The sequence below is a fragment of the Flavobacterium frigidum genome (genome assembly GCF_048286795.2).
Map to the genome: position 1 here is coordinate 95,464 of NZ_JBLVPT020000006.1, position 19,403 is coordinate 114,866.

Sequence of the window (19,403 nt, forward strand, 5' to 3'; positions counted from 1 at the left end):
AAAATGAAAAAATATATATTTATTATCCTGATAGTAACAACAATTTTCTCTACAGTAGCAGTTTCATGCAGTGATGATTTTGTTGATCGACCAATAGAATATTCTATTGACTCTGAGAATTATTTTAATTCAAAATCAGATTATGACAATGCTTTAATTGCAGCGTATGATTTATTACAAACTACATATCTTAATTCATTATTAGGAGAAATTGCCTCAGATAATACTTTGGCAGGTGGTGAAAGCCAATCAGATGTGCCCGGTTTTCAACAAGTTGATAAAATGATTCATACTCCTGTAAACAGTAATTTAAAAAATTTATGGGACTGGATGTTTGCTGGTGTTCAAAGAGCAAATTACATACTAGAATTTAAAGATAAGACTGACTTTCAAGGAAAAAATCAGGTTATAGCGGAGGCGCGTTTTCTTAGAGCATATTATCATTTTGAATTAGTGAAATGGTTTGGTGGCATTCCTATGAAAGGCGATGCAAGGTTTAGTCCTGGTGATGAGAAAAAAATTCCACGATCCTCGGTTGCAGGAGTATACGCTTCTATTGAAGCAGACTTAATTTTTGCTGCAGACAATTTAGCAGCTACAGCTGCACAAAAAGGTAGAGCTACAAAAGGCGCTGCGCTAGCCTTACTTGGAAAGGCTTATTTATACCAAAATAAATTTGCACCAGCGGCAACAACTTTTGACCGTTTATTTGCGGCATCTCCTTACTCTTTAGTAACAGATTACAATTCTATTTTTGAAAATGAAGGTGAAAATGGAGTAGAATCAGTGTTTGAAGTGCAATATACTGATGTAGAAGGAGCAGGTTTTACTTGTCTTCAATGTAGTGAAGGTAATGTAGCTGTTGGTTTTAGCGGACCAAGGAACTATTCTGGAGATCTTTTTACCTCGGGTTTTAGTTTTAACGTACCAACTCTAAAAATTGTTAATGCTTTTGAAGCAGGAGATCGAAGAAAAGCAGTAGCGATTTTAGACATAGAGGCATGGGCTACTTCATCTGGAGCAACTTTTGGCAAGGGATACGAACATACAGGTTATTTTAATCGAAAGTACATTCCGAGAAAAAGGCGTACCGAAGCGCAAGGAGATTTAAACTTGACCAATCCCAATAACTATCGAGCGATTCGCTACGCTGATGTACTATTGATGGCTGCCGAAGCAAATAATCGCGGCGGAATTGACGATGCAAAAGCAAGAGGCTACTTAAATCAAGTGCGTCGACGAGCTTTTGGAGATTTGAATCATGATATTTCAGTTTCTGGTGCTGCTTTAACTGATTTTATTTTAGCCGAACGTAGAGTAGAATTAGCAGGCGAAGGACATCGTTTCTTTGACCTAGTTCGTACTGGGAAGGCGGCACAAGAAATTACTGGTTTTAAAGCAGCAAAGAATGAATTATTTCCTCTTCCTATTGAGGAAATGCAATTTGCAGGCGGTAATTGGACACAAAATCCTGGATATTAAAAACTAATATTATTTATATATGAAAAAGTTAAAATTAATACTAAGCATTTCTTTAATAGTCCTATTTTTTGGCTGTTCAGAAGAGAATAATGATGTGGATTTAGATGGAATAGATGCACCATCAAATATATCTGCTCTTACCACTATTACACAAGATAATTCAGGGAATGTTACTTTTTTGCCAAAAGGAGAGGGAGTTACGCAATTTGAAATTTATTACGGTGATGGAACTGTTGCGCCGGGGTTTGTAAATCCGGGAGGGAAAGTATCTCATAAATACAAAGAAGGTAAATTTCAAGCAAAAATTGTAGGTACCACGATCAATGGTAAAAAAACAGAGACCATGCAAGAGGTAATGGTTTCTTTTTTGGCACCTAAAAATTTACAAACTACAATAACTATTGGCAGTAATCTTGCCATCAACGTAACGGCAAAAGCGGAATTGGAGACTTTTTTTCAAGTATATTTTGGTGATGTTGCAAATGAAGTTCCCGTAAATTTTATGGAAGGCGAAGTGGTAACACACACCTACGCTAGAGCTGGAACTTATCAGGTTAAAGTTGTCGCATTAAGCGGTGGAGTTGCTACAAGTCAAAAAATTGAGGCAGTAACTGTGACCAATCTTTTTGCAGCACCAGTACCAACAATTCCTTCTGCTAATGTAATTTCTATGTTTAGCGATACCTATACAAATGTCGTAGTAGACACGTGGCGAACTTCTTGGTCACAAGCAACTTTAGAAGATATTGACATTAGTGGTAACAAAACAAAAAAATATAGTGCACTGGGATTTGTAGGTATCGAAGCTACTACAACACCAATAAATGCTTCGGCAATGACTTTCTTTCACACTGATATTTGGTCTGCTGATTTCACAGAGTTTAAAGTTAAGCTAGTCGATTTTGGTGCAAATGGTGTTTTTGGGGGCGGTGATGACAAAGAGCATGAAATAACTATTGCTAATCCAGCTAAAGAAAAATGGGTGAGTTTAGATATTCCGTTAAGCGATTTCACGGGACTTACGACACGCAGTCATATTGCACAGTTAATTTTTGTAGGAGCTCCTTTTGGTAATACAACTGTTTATGTTGATAATGTTTTCTTTTACAATCAAGCCGCATCTGTAACAGCAGCACCAACTCCAACAGTAGCAGCCTCAAAAGTGATTTCTATGTTTAGCGATGCATATACCAATGTCCCTGTTAATACTTGGAGAACATCATGGTCAAGTGCTACTTTAACAGACCTATCGATTAATGGGAATGCAACAAAAAAATACAGTGCACTTGATTTTGTTGGTATTGAAGCAACAACAACTCCTATCGATGCAACAGCAATGACACATTTTCATACAGATGTTTGGTCCGCTGATTTTACCGTTTTCAAAGTAAAATTAGTCGATTTTGGCGCTAATGGAGCCTTTGGTGGTGGTGATGACAAAGAACATGAAGTAACAATTACAGCTCCTGCGAAAGGATCTTGGGTTAGTTTAGATATCCCCTTGAGTGATTTTACAGGATTAACGACGCGAGCTCATATTGCACAGTTAATCTATGTAGGAGCGCCATCTGGTAATAACACTGTTTATGTTGATAATGTATACTTTCATAATTAATACGGTAGATATAATCTGTTAATTATAAAGTATTTAGAAGTTGATATGATGTATGTGCTTCAACTGCACTTAAAAAAATAGAAAAAATGAAAAAAATTATAAAAAACATAGTATCCATTTTCGTCCTTCTTTTAATGGTCAATTGCCAAGAGGACAATTTAGGTTTTGGAGAATTGGATTCGCCAACTGCATTAACAGTTACCGCCGAAATAGTTGGAAAATCAGTTGCTTTTCCTAATGGAGATGGCTCAGGAAAAGTAAAATTTAACAGTACGGCTCAAAACGCTATTTCCTATAAATATATTTATAGTGATGGTTTATCCGATAATTCAGCAAGTGGTATTTTAGAAAAGAGTTTTGCAACATCTGGAACTATTACCTATACCGTTACAGTAATTGCATCAGGTCCGGGAGGTGTTTCTACAACCACTACTATAGAAGTGACCGTATTTAGTAGTTTCAAAGATGAAAAAGCTGTTCAATTTTTAACAGGTGGTTCTAGCAAAAAATGGTATTGGTCACAAAGTGAACCAGATCATTTAGGTGTAGGTCCTAATGTGGCTTGGGCAGATGCTACTTTTGGAAAACAAAATTATTACCCATCTTTTTACGGAGCTAAGCCTAATGAAAAATCGACCACTTGTTTGTACAACAGTGTGATGACCTTTTCTTTAGAGGGTCAAACAATGAAATTTTTATTAGATAACAAAGGTCAAACCTATTACAATGGCGCTATCAAAGGTGGAGACGATGCTTGCTACGACTTAAATACAGGTGGTACAAAAACAGTAACTTTAAGTAAATCGGATTCTTTTGTATCTAAAAATCCTGATGCTGCAACCCAAACTAGAGGAACTGTCATGAACTTTTCTGATGGGGGCTTTATGGGGTATTTCGTTGGCGGAAGTTCTTATGAGATTTTATCAATTACAGATAATCGTATGAAAGTTAGAGTGGTACAGCCAGGAAATCCATTTTTGGCTTGGTATCATATTTTTACGACAACAGCTCCAGGAGCTGCTACATCTCCAACAGATTATACTACCTTAAAATTTTCTGATGAATTTAATACCGATGGCGCTCCAGATCCCGCAAAATGGGGTTATGATTTAGGTGCTGGAGGCTGGGGTAATGCCGAAGCTCAGTCCTATACAAATGCAGCTGATAACGTAATTGTTGCCGGAGGTAATTTAAAAATTACTGCAAAAAAAATAGGTTCAAGTTACACATCAGCACGATTAAAATCTGAAAATAAATTTGAATTTACCTACGGTAAAGTAGAGGTTAGAGCTAAGTTAACAACCGGAGCAGGAACTTGGCCTGCCATATGGATGTTAGGCGAAAATTACGCTACTAATACTTGGCCAAGTTGCGGTGAAATTGATATCATGGAATTCAAAGGAAGTCAACCTACTACTATTTACGGTACTTTACACTATCCAGGTAATTCTGGTGGTAATGCAAATAGTGGTTCTACAACAGTGGCAAACGTTGCTTCTCAATTTCACATTTACAAAACCATCTGGACTCCTGCTTCAGTAAAAATTTATGTAGACGATGTGCTTTTCCATACTGTAGCTAATACGGGTACATTACCATTTAATAAAGATTTTTTCTTAATCTTAAATGTTGCCATGGGAGGAACTTTTGGTGGAGCTATTGATCCTGCCTTTAGTCAATCGTCTATGGAAATTGATTATGTTAGAGTATATCAATAAACACATTTGAAAAAGTATCATTAGTAAAAGGTAGGTTTTTAGGCCTGCCTTTTGCTTTAATAAAAAATACAAATGAAGCAATCATTTCTAGTAATATTAAGCAGTCTATTTATTCTAGTTGCTTGTAGTAAAAAAACCATTCAACCATCTACTTCTCTCTCAAAAAATAATTTGTTAGACAAAAGGATAGATTCTGTTCTGAGATTGATGACTTTAGAAGAAAAAGTAGGCCAACTCAATCAGTATAATGGATTTTGGGATATAACAGGACCTACACCAAAAGAGGGTCAAGCTGCTAAAAAATACGAAGACCTAAAAAAAGGTTTAGTAGGATCGATGTTAAATGTAAAAGGCGTTAAAGACGTTAAAGCATTACAGAAAATCGCGGTAGAGCAAACCCGTCTGGGTATCCCATTACTTTTTGGTTTTGATGTAATTCACGGATACAAAACCATTAGTCCTATTCCTTTAGCAGAAGCAGCAAGTTGGGATTTAATTGCCATAAAAAAATCGGCAGCAATAGCCGCAGAAGAAGCTGCAGCGGTAGGATTGAATTGGACTTTTGCACCGATGGTTGATGTGGCTCGAGATGCACGCTGGGGTCGTGTCATGGAAGGCGCCGGTGAGGATCCTTTTTTAGGAAGTAAAATTGCTGTAGCACGTGTACAAGGTTTTCAAGGTGAGGATTTAGCAGCAACTAATACTATTCTTGCGTGTGCTAAACATTTTGCGGGATATGCGTTTGCAGAATCTGGAAGGGATTACAATACGGTTGATATTAGCGAATCAGAATTGCAAAATACCATTTTCCCACCATTCAAAGCAGCTGCTGATGCAGGTGTTCGAACATTTATGAATTCTTTCAATGAGTTGAATGGTATTCCAGCAACTGGAAACGCTTATTTGCAAAGGGAAGTATTAAAACGGGATTGGAATTTTGATGGTTTTGTAGTCTCTGATTGGGGTTCTATAAGCGAAATGATGGCTCACGGATTTGCCAAAGACAATAAACATGCTGCTGAAATAGCGATTAATGCGGGTAGCGATATGGATATGGAATCGAGTGCATACGTAGATCATTTAGTGGCTTTAGTACAGGAAGGAAAAGTAAAAGAGAGTCTAGTTGATGATGCTGCTAGACGTATTTTGAAAGTAAAGTTTGAACTCGGCTTGTTTGATGATCCTTACAAATATTGTGATGAAAATCGCGAACTAACAACTGTTGGTAAACCAGAATTTCAAGAAGTAGTTTTAGACATGGCAAAAAAATCGATTGTTCTCCTTAAAAACGACAAGGATTTGCTTCCACTTAAAAAAACAGGACAAAAAATAGCATTAATAGGTGCTTTGGCAAATGATAAAACAAGTCCCTTAGGAAGTTGGAGAATTGCTGCAGATGATAATACAGCAATTTCGGTTCTAGAAGGGATGCAAAAGTATACGGGCAATCAGCTTAGCTATGCAAAAGGTGCTGATGTAGCGGTGGGTAGAACCCAATTTATTTGGGAAACAAAAATTAATACTACGGATAAAAGCAAATTTGCAGAAGCTATAGCGGTCGCAAAACAAGCGGATGTCGTGGTGATGGTTTTAGGAGAACATGGTTTACAGTCTGGCGAAGGGAGAAGCAGGTCGGATATTGGTTTACCAGGAGTTCAGCAAGAATTATTGGAGGCCATTTACAAAGTCAATCCAAATATAGTTTTAGTTTTAAATAACGGTCGTCCATTAGCTATTCCTTGGGCTGCTGAAAATATTCCCGCAATTGTCGAAGGGTGGCATTTAGGGACTCAAAGTGGCAATGCAATTGCTCAAGTTTTGTATGGTGACTACAATCCAAGTGGGAAATTGCCAATGACTTTCCCTAGAAATGTGGGACAACTTCCTCTATACTACAATTATAAAAATACAGGAAGACCAATTATGAATGAACCAGAAAGCGTATTTTGGTCGCATTATATCGATGAAAAAAACACTCCATTATACCCTTTTGGTCACGGTCTAAGTTATTCTAAATTTGAATATTCAAACTTGCAACTATCGTCGAATTCATTTGCTAAAAGTGGTAAAATTGAGGTTTCTGTTACTATAAAAAATACCGGAAGTGTTGCAGGGAAAGAGGTCGTGCAATTATATATCAGAGATTTAATAGGAAGTGTTACGCGACCTGTGAAGGAATTGAAAGGTTTTGAAATAACGGAGATACAACCTAATGAAACTAAAAAAGTAGTATTTACAATTGATGAAAAAACCATTGAATACTTTACCGCCAATAGAAAATGGGAAGCTGAAGCAGGAGATTTTAAAGTATTTGTAGGGGGAAGTTCAATAACAAAATTAGAAGGTAATTTTCAATTTGCTAATTAAACGAAAATGAAAAAAATAATACTAGTATTGCTTGTAATCAATTTTTCTTATGCACAGCAAAGCAAGCGCAAACTGGTCTGGGAGGAAAATTTCAAAGGGGCAACATTAAATGAAAAGAGTTGGAATTTTGAACTTGGAAATGGATGTCCTAACTGTGGTTGGGGGAACAATGAACGTCAATTGTACACCAAGCAAAATCACAACATTTCTAAAAATCAATTGACCATTACTGCAAAAAAGGAAGGGGATATATACACGTCTACACGGATCACTACCAAGGGTAAAAAAGAATTTCAATACGGTCGTTTTGAGGCCAGAGCAAAGCTGCCTGTTGGTCAAGGTGTATGGCCAGCTTTCTGGATGTTGGGCTCCAATATAAGTGAGGTAGGTTGGCCAAAATGTGGTGAAATTGATATTCTTGAATATATAGGAAAAGAACCAAACATGGTTTTCACCTCTTTGCACACCCAAGACAGTCATGGAAATACTATTAATACTAAGAAAACTAGATTTGATAACATCGAAGAAGGTTTCCATGTCTACGCAATGGAATGGACAAAGGACAAAATTGATTTTTTTGTAGATGATACCTTAGTATACACGTTTCAGCCTGAAAACAAAACAGTAGCAATCTGGCCATACAATCAGCCTTTTTATATTATTGTAAATATGGCAATTGGAGGAAATTTTGGAGGCCCAGAAGTTGATGATACAATACTCCCTCAAAACTTTATTATCGATTACATTAGAGTGTATCAATAAAAATTAAAAAACAAATAAAAGCACTTTAAGCATCAAAAATCCTGATTTGAAATTGTTAATAGTCAGGCTTTTTGATGTTTTTTAATGAATAATTCATAATGAATTGTTCTATTGTATGCATCGGCATAGTATTTGGAGAGTAATTGTAAACAAAGTAGAAAAATTTTAACATATTTAAGTATTCTTATGTTAATTTTTACTAATTTTACTTGTGTAATAAAACAATAATTAGTTAATTTGGAATTCAATAAACCTAAAAAAATTAGCCTATAATTTAAAACTACTTTTTAGAGACATCTCTTATTTATTTTAAAACTAAAAAGTATAATTATGGTTAATATACAACTTCCAGATGCGTTATTGGTGAAAGATTATGTTGCAGGTAATGAGGATGCCTTAGCTAAATTAATCAAAAGGCACGAATCAAAAATTTATGGTTTTATTTACTCTAAAATTCCAGATAGGGATATCACCAACGATATTTTCCAAGACACCTTTATTAAAGTAATCAAAACTTTAAAATCCAACTCCTATAATGAAGAAGGTAAGTTTCTGCCTTGGGTCATGCGAATTTCGCATAATCTAGTTATCGATCATTTCAGAAAAACAAAAAAAATGCCCATGTTTAGGGAAACCGAAGAGTTTTCTATTTTTTCTATAATGTCAGATGACAGTCAAACAATCGAAAATAAAATAATTTCGGAACAAGTAGAAATGGATTTAAAAAAGCTAATCGAAGGTCTACCTGCAGATCAAAAAGAAGTTTTGGTGATGCGAATGTATCAAGATATGAGTTTTAAGGAAATTTCAGAATCTACAGGAGTTAGCATCAACACTGCTTTAGGTCGAATGCGTTATGCTTTAATGAATTTGAGAAAAGTAATTGACAAACATCAAATTGTTTTGACCAATTAACAATATGTTTAAACTTGCTGCGTTGTTATAAAAAAGAAAATTTATAACTCTATGGCAAAAATTTACTATAAAAAAACATTGGTTTCTAAAGATAGGAAACCTACAAAAGAAACAATTTCTTTCTTATTAAGCTATTCCAAAGCGCTGAGCATCATAAAAATAGATAACAAAAGTTTCGAAATAATTTCTAACTAGTATAATAAACTCCCATTTTTCGGGAGTTTTTTATTTGTGCATCTTTTTCTTCAAATAGTTGTTGACAACTGTTTTTCGGCCAATTGTTTTGGTAATAATATCTTGGTCTAAATCCCAACCACGAGCTGGTGAATATTGTCTTCCGTACCAAATAATTTGCAAGTGTAAGTCATTCCACAGTTCTTCTGGAAAAATGCGTTTGGCATCTTTTTCTGTTTGTACCACATTTTTTCCATTCGTCAAATTCCAGCGGTACATTAATCTATGAATATGCGTATCCACTGGAAAAGCTGGAACTCCAAATGCTTGCGACATCACTACACTAGCTGTTTTGTGTCCTACAGCTGGTAATTCTTCCAGAAATTCAAAACTATGAGGAACTTTTCCATCATGTTTGTCAATTAAAATATGGGACAAACTATGAATTCCTTTAGATTTCATTGGCGATAAGCCACAAGGGCGAATAATTTCCTTTATTTCTTCCACAGACATTTTTATCATGTCATAAGGATTATTTGCCTTAGCAAAAAGTAGTGGCGTAATTTGGTTCACACGAACATCCGTACATTGGGCCGAAAGTAAAACTGCAATCAACAAAGTATAAGGATCCTTGTGATCTAGCGGAACAGGAATTGATGGATAAAACTCTTTTAACGTATTTATAACAAACGTTACACGCTCTTGCTTATTCATTTTTGTAATTTTATATTTGTAAAAATAGTACAAATTTTAGTTTACGCCTAATCCAGCTGTTCATTACAAGTCCTCCTTCAAATGCCTTTTTTTCTAAGTTTATAAAGGAGCTTCCTGCTGGTCGCTCTTTATAATCAAGAAAAAAGTAGCTTTTTCAGTCCGGGCTTTTCATTTCCATCTGGGGCAAAGCGTTTCATAAAAACAGACAAATATCTTGTAAAACATTTTAATAAAAACCTATGACAACATTAAAAAAAGGAGATAAAGCGCCCGCTTTTTCAGCATTAGATCAAGATGGAAAATTACATCAATTAGCAGATTATGCCGGTAAAAAACTGGTGGTTTTCTTTTATCCAAAAGCGAATACACCGGGGTGCACTGCCGAAGCGTGTGATTTAAGAGATAATTTTGATCGTTTTCAGGCCAATAATTATGAACTTTTAGGTGTAAGTGCAGATCCAGCAAAGGCTCAAGCCAAGTTCAAAGATAAATACGAATTTCCTTTTCCGCTACTCGCAGATGAAGATAAGTCTGTAATTCAAGCTTTTGGCGTTTGGGGACCTAAAAAATTTATGGGAAAAGAATATGATGGCATTCACAGAACCACATTTGTAATTGATGAAAACGGAATTATTGAAGAAGTCATTTCAGATGTTAAAACAAAGGCGCATACTGCGCAAATTTTAAAGTAAAATTCTCCTTTAATCTAAAAAGCCATGTTTTAAATTACTTTAAACATGGCTCTTTGATTAGGAAATATTTTTTACACGGCTAACGCTTTAGTTTCTTCAACTGTATGATCATTTTCTACTGAACTTCCACTTACGCCAATCGTACCAATTATTTCGCTTGTTGGTAATGTAGCTTTAAGATATGTTTACTATCGGCATTTATTCATAATATTAGTGCAAATAAATCATTGAAAAAGGAATCCATTGTAATTCTGGAAGTCCTCTAGGTTACTTTCTAGCACGCAAAATTTTTTTTCAGTTGTTGTATTTAAGAAAATTGAATATGTTTAAAGATAAAAAAAATCCTTGATTGTTTGTTCAATCAAGGATTTAGTATGCAAATACTTAGGAAACGATTTAGTTAATTTCTTTCAAAACCTTATTGGGATCGTAGCCAAAAAGTTGGTGCTCCTTTATAATTTCTGCAATTCCAGACGGAAGCATGATTTCCCAACCTGGTTTTCCGTGGTTGATCATATTAAGGACTTCACGAGAAAATACCTCTAAAATTGAAGGATCGTAATCATTTATATCAACCACTTTTCCGTTAAATTTAAAGAACTTATACAATTCTTTCATTCTAGGATGTACTTTTAAATTATCAGAATTGATGATTTCGCCATTTTCTCCAATCATTGGATACAAGAAAACTTTCATATCACGGTAAAATAATTTACCAAAAGCTTCTAAAATTCCACCGCTTAAATGGCGGTAATATTTCTCATCAAAAATATCGACAAGGTTATTTACACCCATCGCTAATCCCATTCTGGCCTTGGTATAATTAGAAAAATATTCTACTACTTTGTAATATTCTTGAAAGTTTGAAATCATTACTGTTTGTCCTAAAGAACACAATAATTCTGCTCGATCCATGAAATCGCGTTCATCAATTTCTCCATCAGAACGAAGGTTAGACAGCGTAATTTCGAATACAACTAACGTGTTTTCTTTTTCAACTTTGTTTTCGTTCAAGAACATTTTTAAAGATTTCTCGTACATGTCCATGTTAACTTTTGTAACGGGACGAAAACTTCCTCTAAAAGCAAGGATGTTTTTCTTGTATAAAATAGCTGCAGGAAGAATGTTTTTTCCATCGGGATTAAACATTACTGCATCAGTCATTCCGTTTTTCACTAATTGTAAACTCATCAAACGATTGTCTACATCAGCAAAACGAGGTCCTGAAAAATTTATAGTATCTATTTCTAATTGATCTTTGTCTAAATGGTCGTATAAATAACGCAACAAGCGTTTGGGATCATTGTATTTGTAATAGGCTCCGTAAATTAAATTTACACCAAGAATACCAAGTGTTTCTTGTTGCAAGCGGACATCTGTTTCTTTGAATCGGATGTGAATAATAATTTCGTTATAATCTTCATCAGGCTCGATTTGGTAACTAATTCCAACCCAACCGTGACCTTTAAATTGTTTGGCAAAATCGATAGTTGCAACTGTATTGGCATAACTAAAAAACATTTTATTGGGATGTTTTTCTCGACTCAATCTTTTCTCAATCAAATTTACTTCATGAGAGAGCATCTTTTTGAGTCGGCTTTCTGTTACATAACGACCGTCTTCTTCAACTCCATAAACCGCATCACTAAAGTCTTTATCATAGGCTGACATTGCTTTCGCAATAGTCCCTGAAGAACCACCAGATCTAAAAAAATGTCTTACAGTTTCTTGACCAGCCCCAATTTCTGCAAAAGTCCCGTAAATATTTTCATTTAAATTGATACGCAGTGCTTTGTCTTTAATCGAAGGGATTTGTTCGATGACTTTGTCACCTTTTAATTTTATTTCTGTATCCATTTTCTTTTAATATGGCTAATAATTAGCAAAGTTAGTGAAATACGTTTCTAATGAAAGATAATTAACCCTATTTTTGTAAATAAAAACGATAACATTGAAGGTATATTTTTTAGGAACTGGTACATCACAAGGGATTCCAGTTATTGGGAGCAACCATCCCGTCTGTTTGAGTAGTAATTCTAAAGATAAAAGATTACGAGTTTCCGTTTGGATTTCATGGGAAAATCAATCTTTAATCATTGATTGTGGACCCGATTTTAGACAGCAAATGCTTGCTTCAAATTGCCAAAAAGTGGATGCTATTTTGTTTACGCACGAACATGCAGATCATACTGCGGGTATCGATGATATTCGACCGTTTAACTTTAAACAAGGGGAAATTCCTATCTACGCCCATCAAAGAGTGATTGATAACTTGAAAAGTCGCTTTGAATACGTTTTTGAAACTGTAAATAAGTATCCCGGCGCACCTTCTGTAGCTACTCATGAAGTAGTAAATAATGAATCCTTTTCTATTGGTGGTAAAATAATTATTCCTATCAATGCAATGCACGGTAATCTTCAAGTTTTTGGGTATAGAATTGATGATTTTGCTTATTTGACAGATGTAAAAACTATCGAAAAAACCGAAATAAATAAGCTTAAAAACCTAGACGTATTGGTTATAAATGCCTTACGTCAAGAACCGCACGATACGCATTTCAATTTGAAAGAAGCATTAGATTTTGTAACTTTGGTCAAACCCAGAAAAACATATTTAACACACATTAGTCATATTCTAGGATACCATGAAGAGGTTCAAAAAGAACTTCCAGAAAATGTTTTTCTAGCGTATGATAATTTAGAAATCACATTATAATTCTATTTAAAATGAAACAATCTCTTTTACTTTACCTTACTATTTTAGCCGTTCTTTCTTCTATTTTTACTTATATGTTTTTGAGTAAGCAAGTTGATTTCGAGCAAAATAGGTATGCAAAAACAACAAAAAAATTAAGAGACAGCATCGCTTTAGTATCCAATCAGTTGGTGGATGCCAATTATTTTTCATTGGCAAAAAATGAGAATGCACAAAATTATTTTGATTCTGGAAGTTCAGAGAAAATAATTCAATACGAAAAATTAATCCCAGTTGTTACTGAAAAATTATTGGATTACAATTCCAATCCAAAAGGGAATCCCTACACTGGTCAAGACCAAATCGGAATGAATAAATTCATTATCAATAAAGTACGAATCTTAAACCACAGATGGATAATTGCTGATTTTAGCGATGGTGAAGTTTGGGGAGAAGTTTTATTGAAATATTTTGTCAATACAGATGATAGTATTTCATTCGAAGTAAATCAATCCTTGTTGTATCAGAAATAAATAAACAATCGCAGTTTTCAGAAATTGTATCTTGAAAACTGCGATTGATTACTGAAAACTATTTTTCCTGAAGCCAATTTTTAAAGTCATAAAAGTTCTGTGGAGCTACTCCATGGCCTACAGGATATTCTTTATAGGTGGTATTGATTCCTAATTTCTCCACAATTGCTGGAGTTCTTCTAGCCCAATCAACAGGAATAACTTGATCAACCGTACCGTGTGAAGCAAATATTTTTAGTTTACTAAAGTCGTTTTTTAGGTAATCTTCGGCTATGATTTCTAGATTCAAATAGCCACTCATTGCCACTACTTTGTGAACCTTTTCTGGATAAGATAGTGCTACAGCGTAACTTAATATTGCGCCTTGGCTAAAGCCAATAAGTGAAACTTGATTTGCATCAATAGGATATGCTTCAATCAACTCATCAATAAATGTGGCTATTAAATCGCGAGAAACTTTAGCTTGTTCATGATCTGAAAATTTATTTTCATCTGCATCAAAGTTGATGGCGTACCAAGCATAACTTCCGTATTGCATATCATAAGGCGCGCGAGCTGAGATTATGAAGTATTCTTCTGGAAGTTCTGTTGCAAATGAAAATAAATCGGCTTCATTACTACCGTAACCGTGTAATAAAAGTAAAAGCGGGTTTTTATCTAATTTAATTTTAGGTTCTTGTATTTTGTATTCTAAAGATAAATTCATAGGTAGTGTGATCAGTTCGTAGTAATAAGTTTTTAGTCGCAGTTTTCTATTTTAAAAAATGCTGCATTCAAAAAAAAAGTCTCAGTTTTGGTTTTCTAATTTTGCAATCAAAAATCGGTATGTAGCAATCTTCTATCAATTAGGATATGTTTGAAAGCCATTTTTGGTAGTAGGAACCCAATAAAGGAACCGGTTTTGTTTCGCCCTTTATTGCGCTAGTAATGCCATAAGACCATAAAACAAAAACGAAAATCCACATGGGAGCCGAAATCATTAAGCTGTCAAAATTGCTGATAATTAATCCCAAGGATATAAAAGTTAGTGTAAGTCCAAGCCCTTGACGAATGTGAAACGACGCAAACGCATTTTTGTCCTCTGAGTTTATGGACATCGCTATAAACACGCCAATTCCTAAAATATAGCTTGTAATAGCGGCAGTTTTTCCCGACTCAGAATTATTATTATGATTATTATTCATTTTTTATGCTAAAATTAATTTTCCTTGATTGATAATTCCATGTACTTTTCCTTTCATTTCTGATTCCAAGAACGCTGAGTTTTTTGATTTGGATAAAATAGATGTTTTCGTAAAAGTACTTTTTGGTTCCGGATTAAATAAGGTAATATTTGCTTTTGAGCCTTCATTAATTGGTTCTATTGCAATACCGAATGTTGTTTTCCCAGCAGTCAATTTATCTATTACAGTTTCTAATGGTAAAACGGTCATCAAAGCACCAAAGGCGCTTTCCATGCCAATTGTTCCATTTTTAGCACCATCAAATTCCATTTTTTTGTGTTCAATATCTATCGGATTATGGTCGGATGTAATCATATCAATAGTACCATCTTCTATTCCCTTCAACAATGCTTTTCTATCTATTTCAGCTCTTAATGGAGGCGAAATTTTATAACGACTGTCAAAACCTTCTAGTTTTTCATCTGTAAAAACCAAATGATGTACGGCAACACTGCATGAAACGCGTAGACCATTGGCTTTAGCCTCTTTGATTAGCTGTACTGATTTTTTGGTTGAAATGGTCGGAAAGTGTAATTTTCCTCCAGTATATTCCAACAGAAATAAATTTCTTGCAATTTGTAATTCTTCGGCAAGATTTGGTATGCCCTTCAATCCTAATCTAGTTGAAACGATTCCTTCATTTGCCACACCGTTTCCTTTTATATTTTCATCTTGTGAAAAAGCGAGTATTAATCCATCAAAATCTTGAACGTATTGCAAAGCGATTTTTAGCAAATTTGCATTGTCTAAACTTTTATTATAATCTCCAAAAGCTATTGCTCCTGCTTTTTTCATATCAAACAACTCTGCCATATCTTTTCCAGCACTCTCCTTCGTCAATGCGCCAATAGGGTAAAGTTGGGTTGCAAATCCAAGTGCTTTATTCAAAACAAAATTTACTTGAGATTGATTGTCAATTACTGGGAATGAATTGGGTTGCAATGCGATCGCCGTAAAACCGCTTTTAGCAGCAACCTGAAGTCCGTTTGCAATAGTTTCTCGATCTTCAAAACCAGGTTCTCCCAGTGAAACGCTACTGTCAAACCAGCCTTGTGATACGTGTAAATTATCTAATTGTATTTCGTCTGTATGTTCTAAACTTGGTAAGGAAGTGCCAATTTTTTGTATTAACCCATCAACAATTAAAATATCTACGGTCTTATTGTGAAAAGGACTTTTCGAATCGATAATTTTGGCGTTTCTGATGATTAAGTTCATGTTGATTTTTTAATTATTGAGTCTTCATTGTTACTTGACAAACCGTATAATTGCCATTTCGATTAGTAAAAATGACAGTGCAAAGATAACAAACCATTTCCAAATTTGATTGTCCGTCCTGTCAGTTTGTAAAGTATCAAAGAGTGACGCAATTGATTCAATTGTTTTGTAATCTGACACTACATTTTCATTGGCTGCAGCCAAATCACTTTCGGTTCTATCGTAATTAAAACTGATGTTTTCAATCCATTCTTTTTTGTTGTAAACCCTAAAATTTCCGGATTGTATTGGGTTGTCTTGAAAGTTCATTTTGACTTTGTTATTCAAAATTTGTTGGATGGGAATAAACTGTTCGTCTGCACCTTTAATTGTTAAAATGGCATCTTTATCTAATGAAGCTTCTGCTATATGCGGGCTGTTGTCTCCTATTGTTATGGCATTTATTCCCGTATTTTGATTGTTTGTTGCCATTTTATAAAAAGTAGGTACAATAAGCGGTGATTGCTGGAAATTTGAATTCTCGCTATTAATAGGCGCTGCAAAAACGGAAACTGTAGCAACTGAATTCACAATTGCAGTCAAAAAAACACTTTGGTCTTGATACGACAAAGCAGCAGGGCTAGTGCTTGATATTGTAAAGGATTTATTTGTTTTTGGATATTGAAAATTAGTTACTTTATTTTCAAACACATTATCGAATATGGGATGATTAAAGTTGATTTTGGTAATTAGTTTTTCTCTGTTTTCTAAAGTATTGAAGGTGATGTTTCCAAAATTGAACAAGAAAGTGTTCAAGTTAGGAACGGAGCTCTTTTCTGACGGAATAATAATTAAATCCCCACCTTTTTCTACAAATGATTTTAAAGTGGTTGCCAAAGCTTGCGGAATTTCATCCAGTTCATTTACAACAATCGCATCCTGTTCTTCTAATTTATTGTAATCTAAAGCACTTAAATTATAGTTAGTAAAATTGAATTCTTCATTGGTGTAAATTCGGGAAAGGAAATTGCTTTTCGCAGGTTCTCCAATACTTATAATATTGGTTTTCTTCGTTTTTGAAATACTAAAATACAAGGTATTGTCATAGCTCAAACCAGCATCAACTATCGAAAAATAACCATGAAAGGATTGTTTCGGAATTGTAAAATTGAGGTTTTTCTTTTTGGTGTCTAAAGTTGCTATTGTTTTGGCAATGAGTTTATTTTCATTGAATAATGAAATAGGAATCGGTTTAAAATCATCACCATAACCAGATATTTGAACAGTAATTTCATAAAAATCCTCAAGTGTTTTATTAATGAAAACACTGTCTATTGATACATTGTTCTTCTGCTCTGCTTTAGGAATAACAAATAAAGGAGCCGTAATCGCATCACTATTTTTTAGTTGTTTTTGATTAAGACCAACCGCATCAGTAATAACAACAATATCTTTCTTAAAAGCCGATTTATGAGCTTTTATTTTGGCGATTATATTATCTAATTGAAAAGGAGTGGCGCTGTATTTTAAATTTTGTAAAGCAGAGCGAACCGATTTTATATCTGTGTTCCAGTAATTTTCTGAATTGGTCAACAATGAAAAATTTAAATTCTCTGGTGTTTCTTCCAATAATTCTTGAACGGCTCTTTTTAGCAATTCGCCTTTTTTTCCTTTTGCTTGCATACTAAAGGAATTATCCAATACAATATACAATTCGTTATTGGCATTTTTACTGTCTTTGGACTCAAAAAAAGGCTGTGCAAAGGCTAAAATAATAAACAATAATAGGAGTAAACGGCAGGTGAGGAGCAACCATTTCTTTATTTGTGAGCTCTTTCTGGTTTGAATAGAAAGCGCTTTTAAAAAACGAACATTGGTAAAGTATTCTTTTTTGAAACGGCGTAATTGAAATAAGTGAACCAAAATTGGAACAATCAATAAGAACAGAAAGTATAAAATTTCGGGATGTTTAAAATGCATTCTGAGGTTGAGTTTACTTCACTAGATTATTTTTTCAATGAAGTTCATTGAATTTTGACAGTCAAAAATACAAATTTGTTGACAGTTTTAGGTGATGTTGTTATAATTTTTCTGAGGAATGAACAATTTACAGGTACAATCAATATTATGTCTATTTTAGCTGTAAATACTATTTATAAACATGAAAAATCACTTTGCAATAGTTTTATTAATTTTCATTTTTTCGAACGTTTGTGCACAAAAAAGTAACTACAATTTACTCATTGGTACTTACACGCAAAAATGTGAAAATAAAGGAATTTACACCTATGATTTTAATACTAAAACGGGAGATTTTAGTTTTAAAAATTCTACCGAAAATGTGGTGAATCCAAGTTTTTTAACGGTCTCTAAAGACAATACTTTTGTGTATTCTGTTAATGAGTTTGGAGCAGCAAGTACCGTTAGTTCTTTTGGTTTCAATTCAATTACCGGAAAATTAGATCAAATAAACAAGCAAAATTCAAAAGGTGCTGATCCGTGTTACATCATCAATGACCATAAAAATGTCATTGTCGCAAATTACTCTGGGGGAAGCATTTCAGTTTTCGAAAAAAACAAAGATGGAAGTTTGGCTGAGGCAAAGCAAGTCGTGCAGCATTATGGTAAAGGAAATAATACCCAAAGACAAGAAAGTCCGCATGTACACTTGGTTCATTTTTCTCCTGATAAAAAGTTTGTTTTCGCTACTGATTTAGGGAATGATAAAATGTATGTGTATGCCTATTTTCCTGATGAAGCGAATACAGTTTTAAAATTAAAAGATAGTATTTCAGTACAATCAGGGAGTGGACCCAGACATTTAACGTTTAGCAAAGACGGAAAATTTGTTTATCTATTGCATGAACTAGATGGAGCGTTATCGGTATTTAGAAATGCAAATGGATTGTTGAAAAAAGTAGAGGAAACTACTGTTTTATCAAAAGAGTTCAAAGGAACTTTTAGTGCTGCAGATATTCATATTTCGCCTGACGGTAAATTTTTATATGCCACCAATAGAGGCGAGGCAAATAACATCACGATTTTTAAAATTCTAAATAACGGAAAATTATACCTGCAAGGTCAAACCAGTACTTTAGGAAAAGGACCTAGAAATTTTGCGATTGACCCAACAGGAAATTTTCTTTTAATAGCAAATCAATTCACGAATGAAGTAGTAATTTTTAAAAGAAATAAAACTATCGGAGCACTCATTGCTACTGGTAAAAAAATTGCTTTGTGTGCACCTGTTTGTTTGGTTTTTACAAAAAAGTAATTGTTGCAGGATTTACTATAAAAGGGCTAAAATGAATATCAT

Annotated in this window: 16 protein-coding genes; 10 read left to right on the top strand and 6 right to left on the bottom strand. The window is 34.3% G+C overall.

The genetic code is table 11. From position 1 onward, the window contains the following. Positions 1-3: 3 nt before the first annotated feature. From ACNQGB_RS08620 to ACNQGB_RS08645, 6 genes are all read left to right on the top strand, one after another. Entirely contained in the window at positions 4-1,482 is a 1,479-nt protein-coding gene (locus tag ACNQGB_RS08620; RefSeq protein ID WP_417943453.1) for a RagB/SusD family nutrient uptake outer membrane protein, read from the top strand. A gap of 19 nt (positions 1,483-1,501) precedes the next feature. Then, positions 1,502-3,097, top strand: coding sequence for a hypothetical protein (locus tag ACNQGB_RS08625; RefSeq protein ID WP_417943452.1), 1,596 nt, complete (start codon positions 1,502-1,504; stop codon positions 3,095-3,097). An 86-nt stretch (positions 3,098-3,183) separates the two neighbouring features. Beyond that, positions 3,184-4,815: a glycoside hydrolase family 16 protein gene (locus ACNQGB_RS08630; RefSeq protein WP_417943451.1), complete on the top strand. Its 1,632-nt coding sequence runs from the start codon at positions 3,184-3,186 to the stop codon at positions 4,813-4,815. Positions 4,816-4,887: 72 nt separating this feature from the next. Continuing rightward, positions 4,888-7,182, top strand: coding sequence for a beta-glucosidase BglX (gene bglX, locus ACNQGB_RS08635; RefSeq protein ID WP_417943450.1), 2,295 nt, complete (start codon positions 4,888-4,890; stop codon positions 7,180-7,182). Between the two features lie 6 nt (positions 7,183-7,188). Next, a complete protein-coding gene (locus ACNQGB_RS08640; RefSeq protein WP_417943449.1) occupies positions 7,189-7,944 on the top strand; it encodes a glycoside hydrolase family 16 protein in 756 nt (251 codons plus the stop codon). Positions 7,945-8,274: 330 nt separating this feature from the next. Further along, positions 8,275-8,859: an RNA polymerase sigma factor gene (locus ACNQGB_RS08645; RefSeq protein WP_417943448.1), complete on the top strand. Its 585-nt coding sequence runs from the start codon at positions 8,275-8,277 to the stop codon at positions 8,857-8,859. A 225-nt stretch (positions 8,860-9,084) separates the two neighbouring features. On the opposite strand, the gene ACNQGB_RS08650 is transcribed toward ACNQGB_RS08645, so the two are convergent. Beyond that, complete coding sequence (locus ACNQGB_RS08650) at positions 9,085-9,747, bottom strand: endonuclease III domain-containing protein (RefSeq protein WP_417943447.1); 663 nt, start codon at positions 9,745-9,747, stop codon at positions 9,085-9,087. A 239-nt stretch (positions 9,748-9,986) separates the two neighbouring features. Between ACNQGB_RS08650 and bcp the strand changes: the two genes are divergently transcribed. Beyond that, a complete protein-coding gene (gene bcp / locus ACNQGB_RS08655) occupies positions 9,987-10,439 on the top strand; it encodes a thioredoxin-dependent thiol peroxidase (RefSeq protein WP_417943446.1) in 453 nt (150 codons plus the stop codon). A 396-nt stretch (positions 10,440-10,835) separates the two neighbouring features. Here the strand turns inward: bcp and ACNQGB_RS08660 are convergent, their stop codons facing one another. Beyond that, a complete protein-coding gene (locus ACNQGB_RS08660) occupies positions 10,836-12,296 on the bottom strand; it encodes a TonB-dependent receptor (RefSeq protein ID WP_417943445.1) in 1,461 nt (486 codons plus the stop codon). A gap of 94 nt (positions 12,297-12,390) precedes the next feature. Between ACNQGB_RS08660 and ACNQGB_RS08665 the strand changes: the two genes are divergently transcribed. Both ACNQGB_RS08665 and ACNQGB_RS08670 read left to right on the top strand, forming a co-directional pair. Then, positions 12,391-13,155 carry an MBL fold metallo-hydrolase gene (locus ACNQGB_RS08665; RefSeq protein WP_417943444.1) on the top strand — a complete coding sequence of 255 codons (765 nt, stop codon included), beginning with the start codon at positions 12,391-12,393 and terminating at the stop codon, positions 13,153-13,155. Positions 13,156-13,166: 11 nt separating this feature from the next. Further along, on the top strand, positions 13,167-13,667 hold the full coding sequence (locus tag ACNQGB_RS08670) for a hypothetical protein (protein ID WP_417943443.1): 501 nt from the start codon (positions 13,167-13,169) through the stop codon (positions 13,665-13,667). A gap of 58 nt (positions 13,668-13,725) precedes the next feature. Here the strand turns inward: ACNQGB_RS08670 and ACNQGB_RS08675 are convergent, their stop codons facing one another. The 4 genes from ACNQGB_RS08675 to ACNQGB_RS08690 all read right to left on the bottom strand — a co-directional run bounded on the left by ACNQGB_RS08675 (position 13,726) and on the right by ACNQGB_RS08690 (position 18,067). Further along, the gene (locus tag ACNQGB_RS08675; protein WP_417943442.1) at positions 13,726-14,373 is read right to left on the bottom strand and encodes an alpha/beta hydrolase; all 648 of its coding nucleotides are present in this window, start codon (positions 14,371-14,373) and stop codon (positions 13,726-13,728) included. Positions 14,374-14,512: 139 nt separating this feature from the next. After that, complete coding sequence (locus ACNQGB_RS08680) at positions 14,513-14,851, bottom strand: hypothetical protein (RefSeq protein WP_417943441.1); 339 nt, start codon at positions 14,849-14,851, stop codon at positions 14,513-14,515. A gap of 3 nt (positions 14,852-14,854) precedes the next feature. Further along, positions 14,855-16,108: a dihydroorotase gene (locus ACNQGB_RS08685; protein WP_417943440.1), complete on the bottom strand. Its 1,254-nt coding sequence runs from the start codon at positions 16,106-16,108 to the stop codon at positions 14,855-14,857. Positions 16,109-16,138: 30 nt separating this feature from the next. Beyond that, positions 16,139-18,067, bottom strand: a complete 1,929-nt coding sequence (locus tag ACNQGB_RS08690; protein WP_417943439.1) for a BatA domain-containing protein — start codon at positions 18,065-18,067, stop codon at positions 16,139-16,141. Between the two features lie 181 nt (positions 18,068-18,248). On the opposite strand from ACNQGB_RS08690, the gene ACNQGB_RS08695 reads away from it, so the two are divergent. After that, a complete protein-coding gene (locus ACNQGB_RS08695) occupies positions 18,249-19,361 on the top strand; it encodes a lactonase family protein (RefSeq protein WP_417943438.1) in 1,113 nt (370 codons plus the stop codon). Positions 19,362-19,403: the final 42 nt, after the last annotated feature.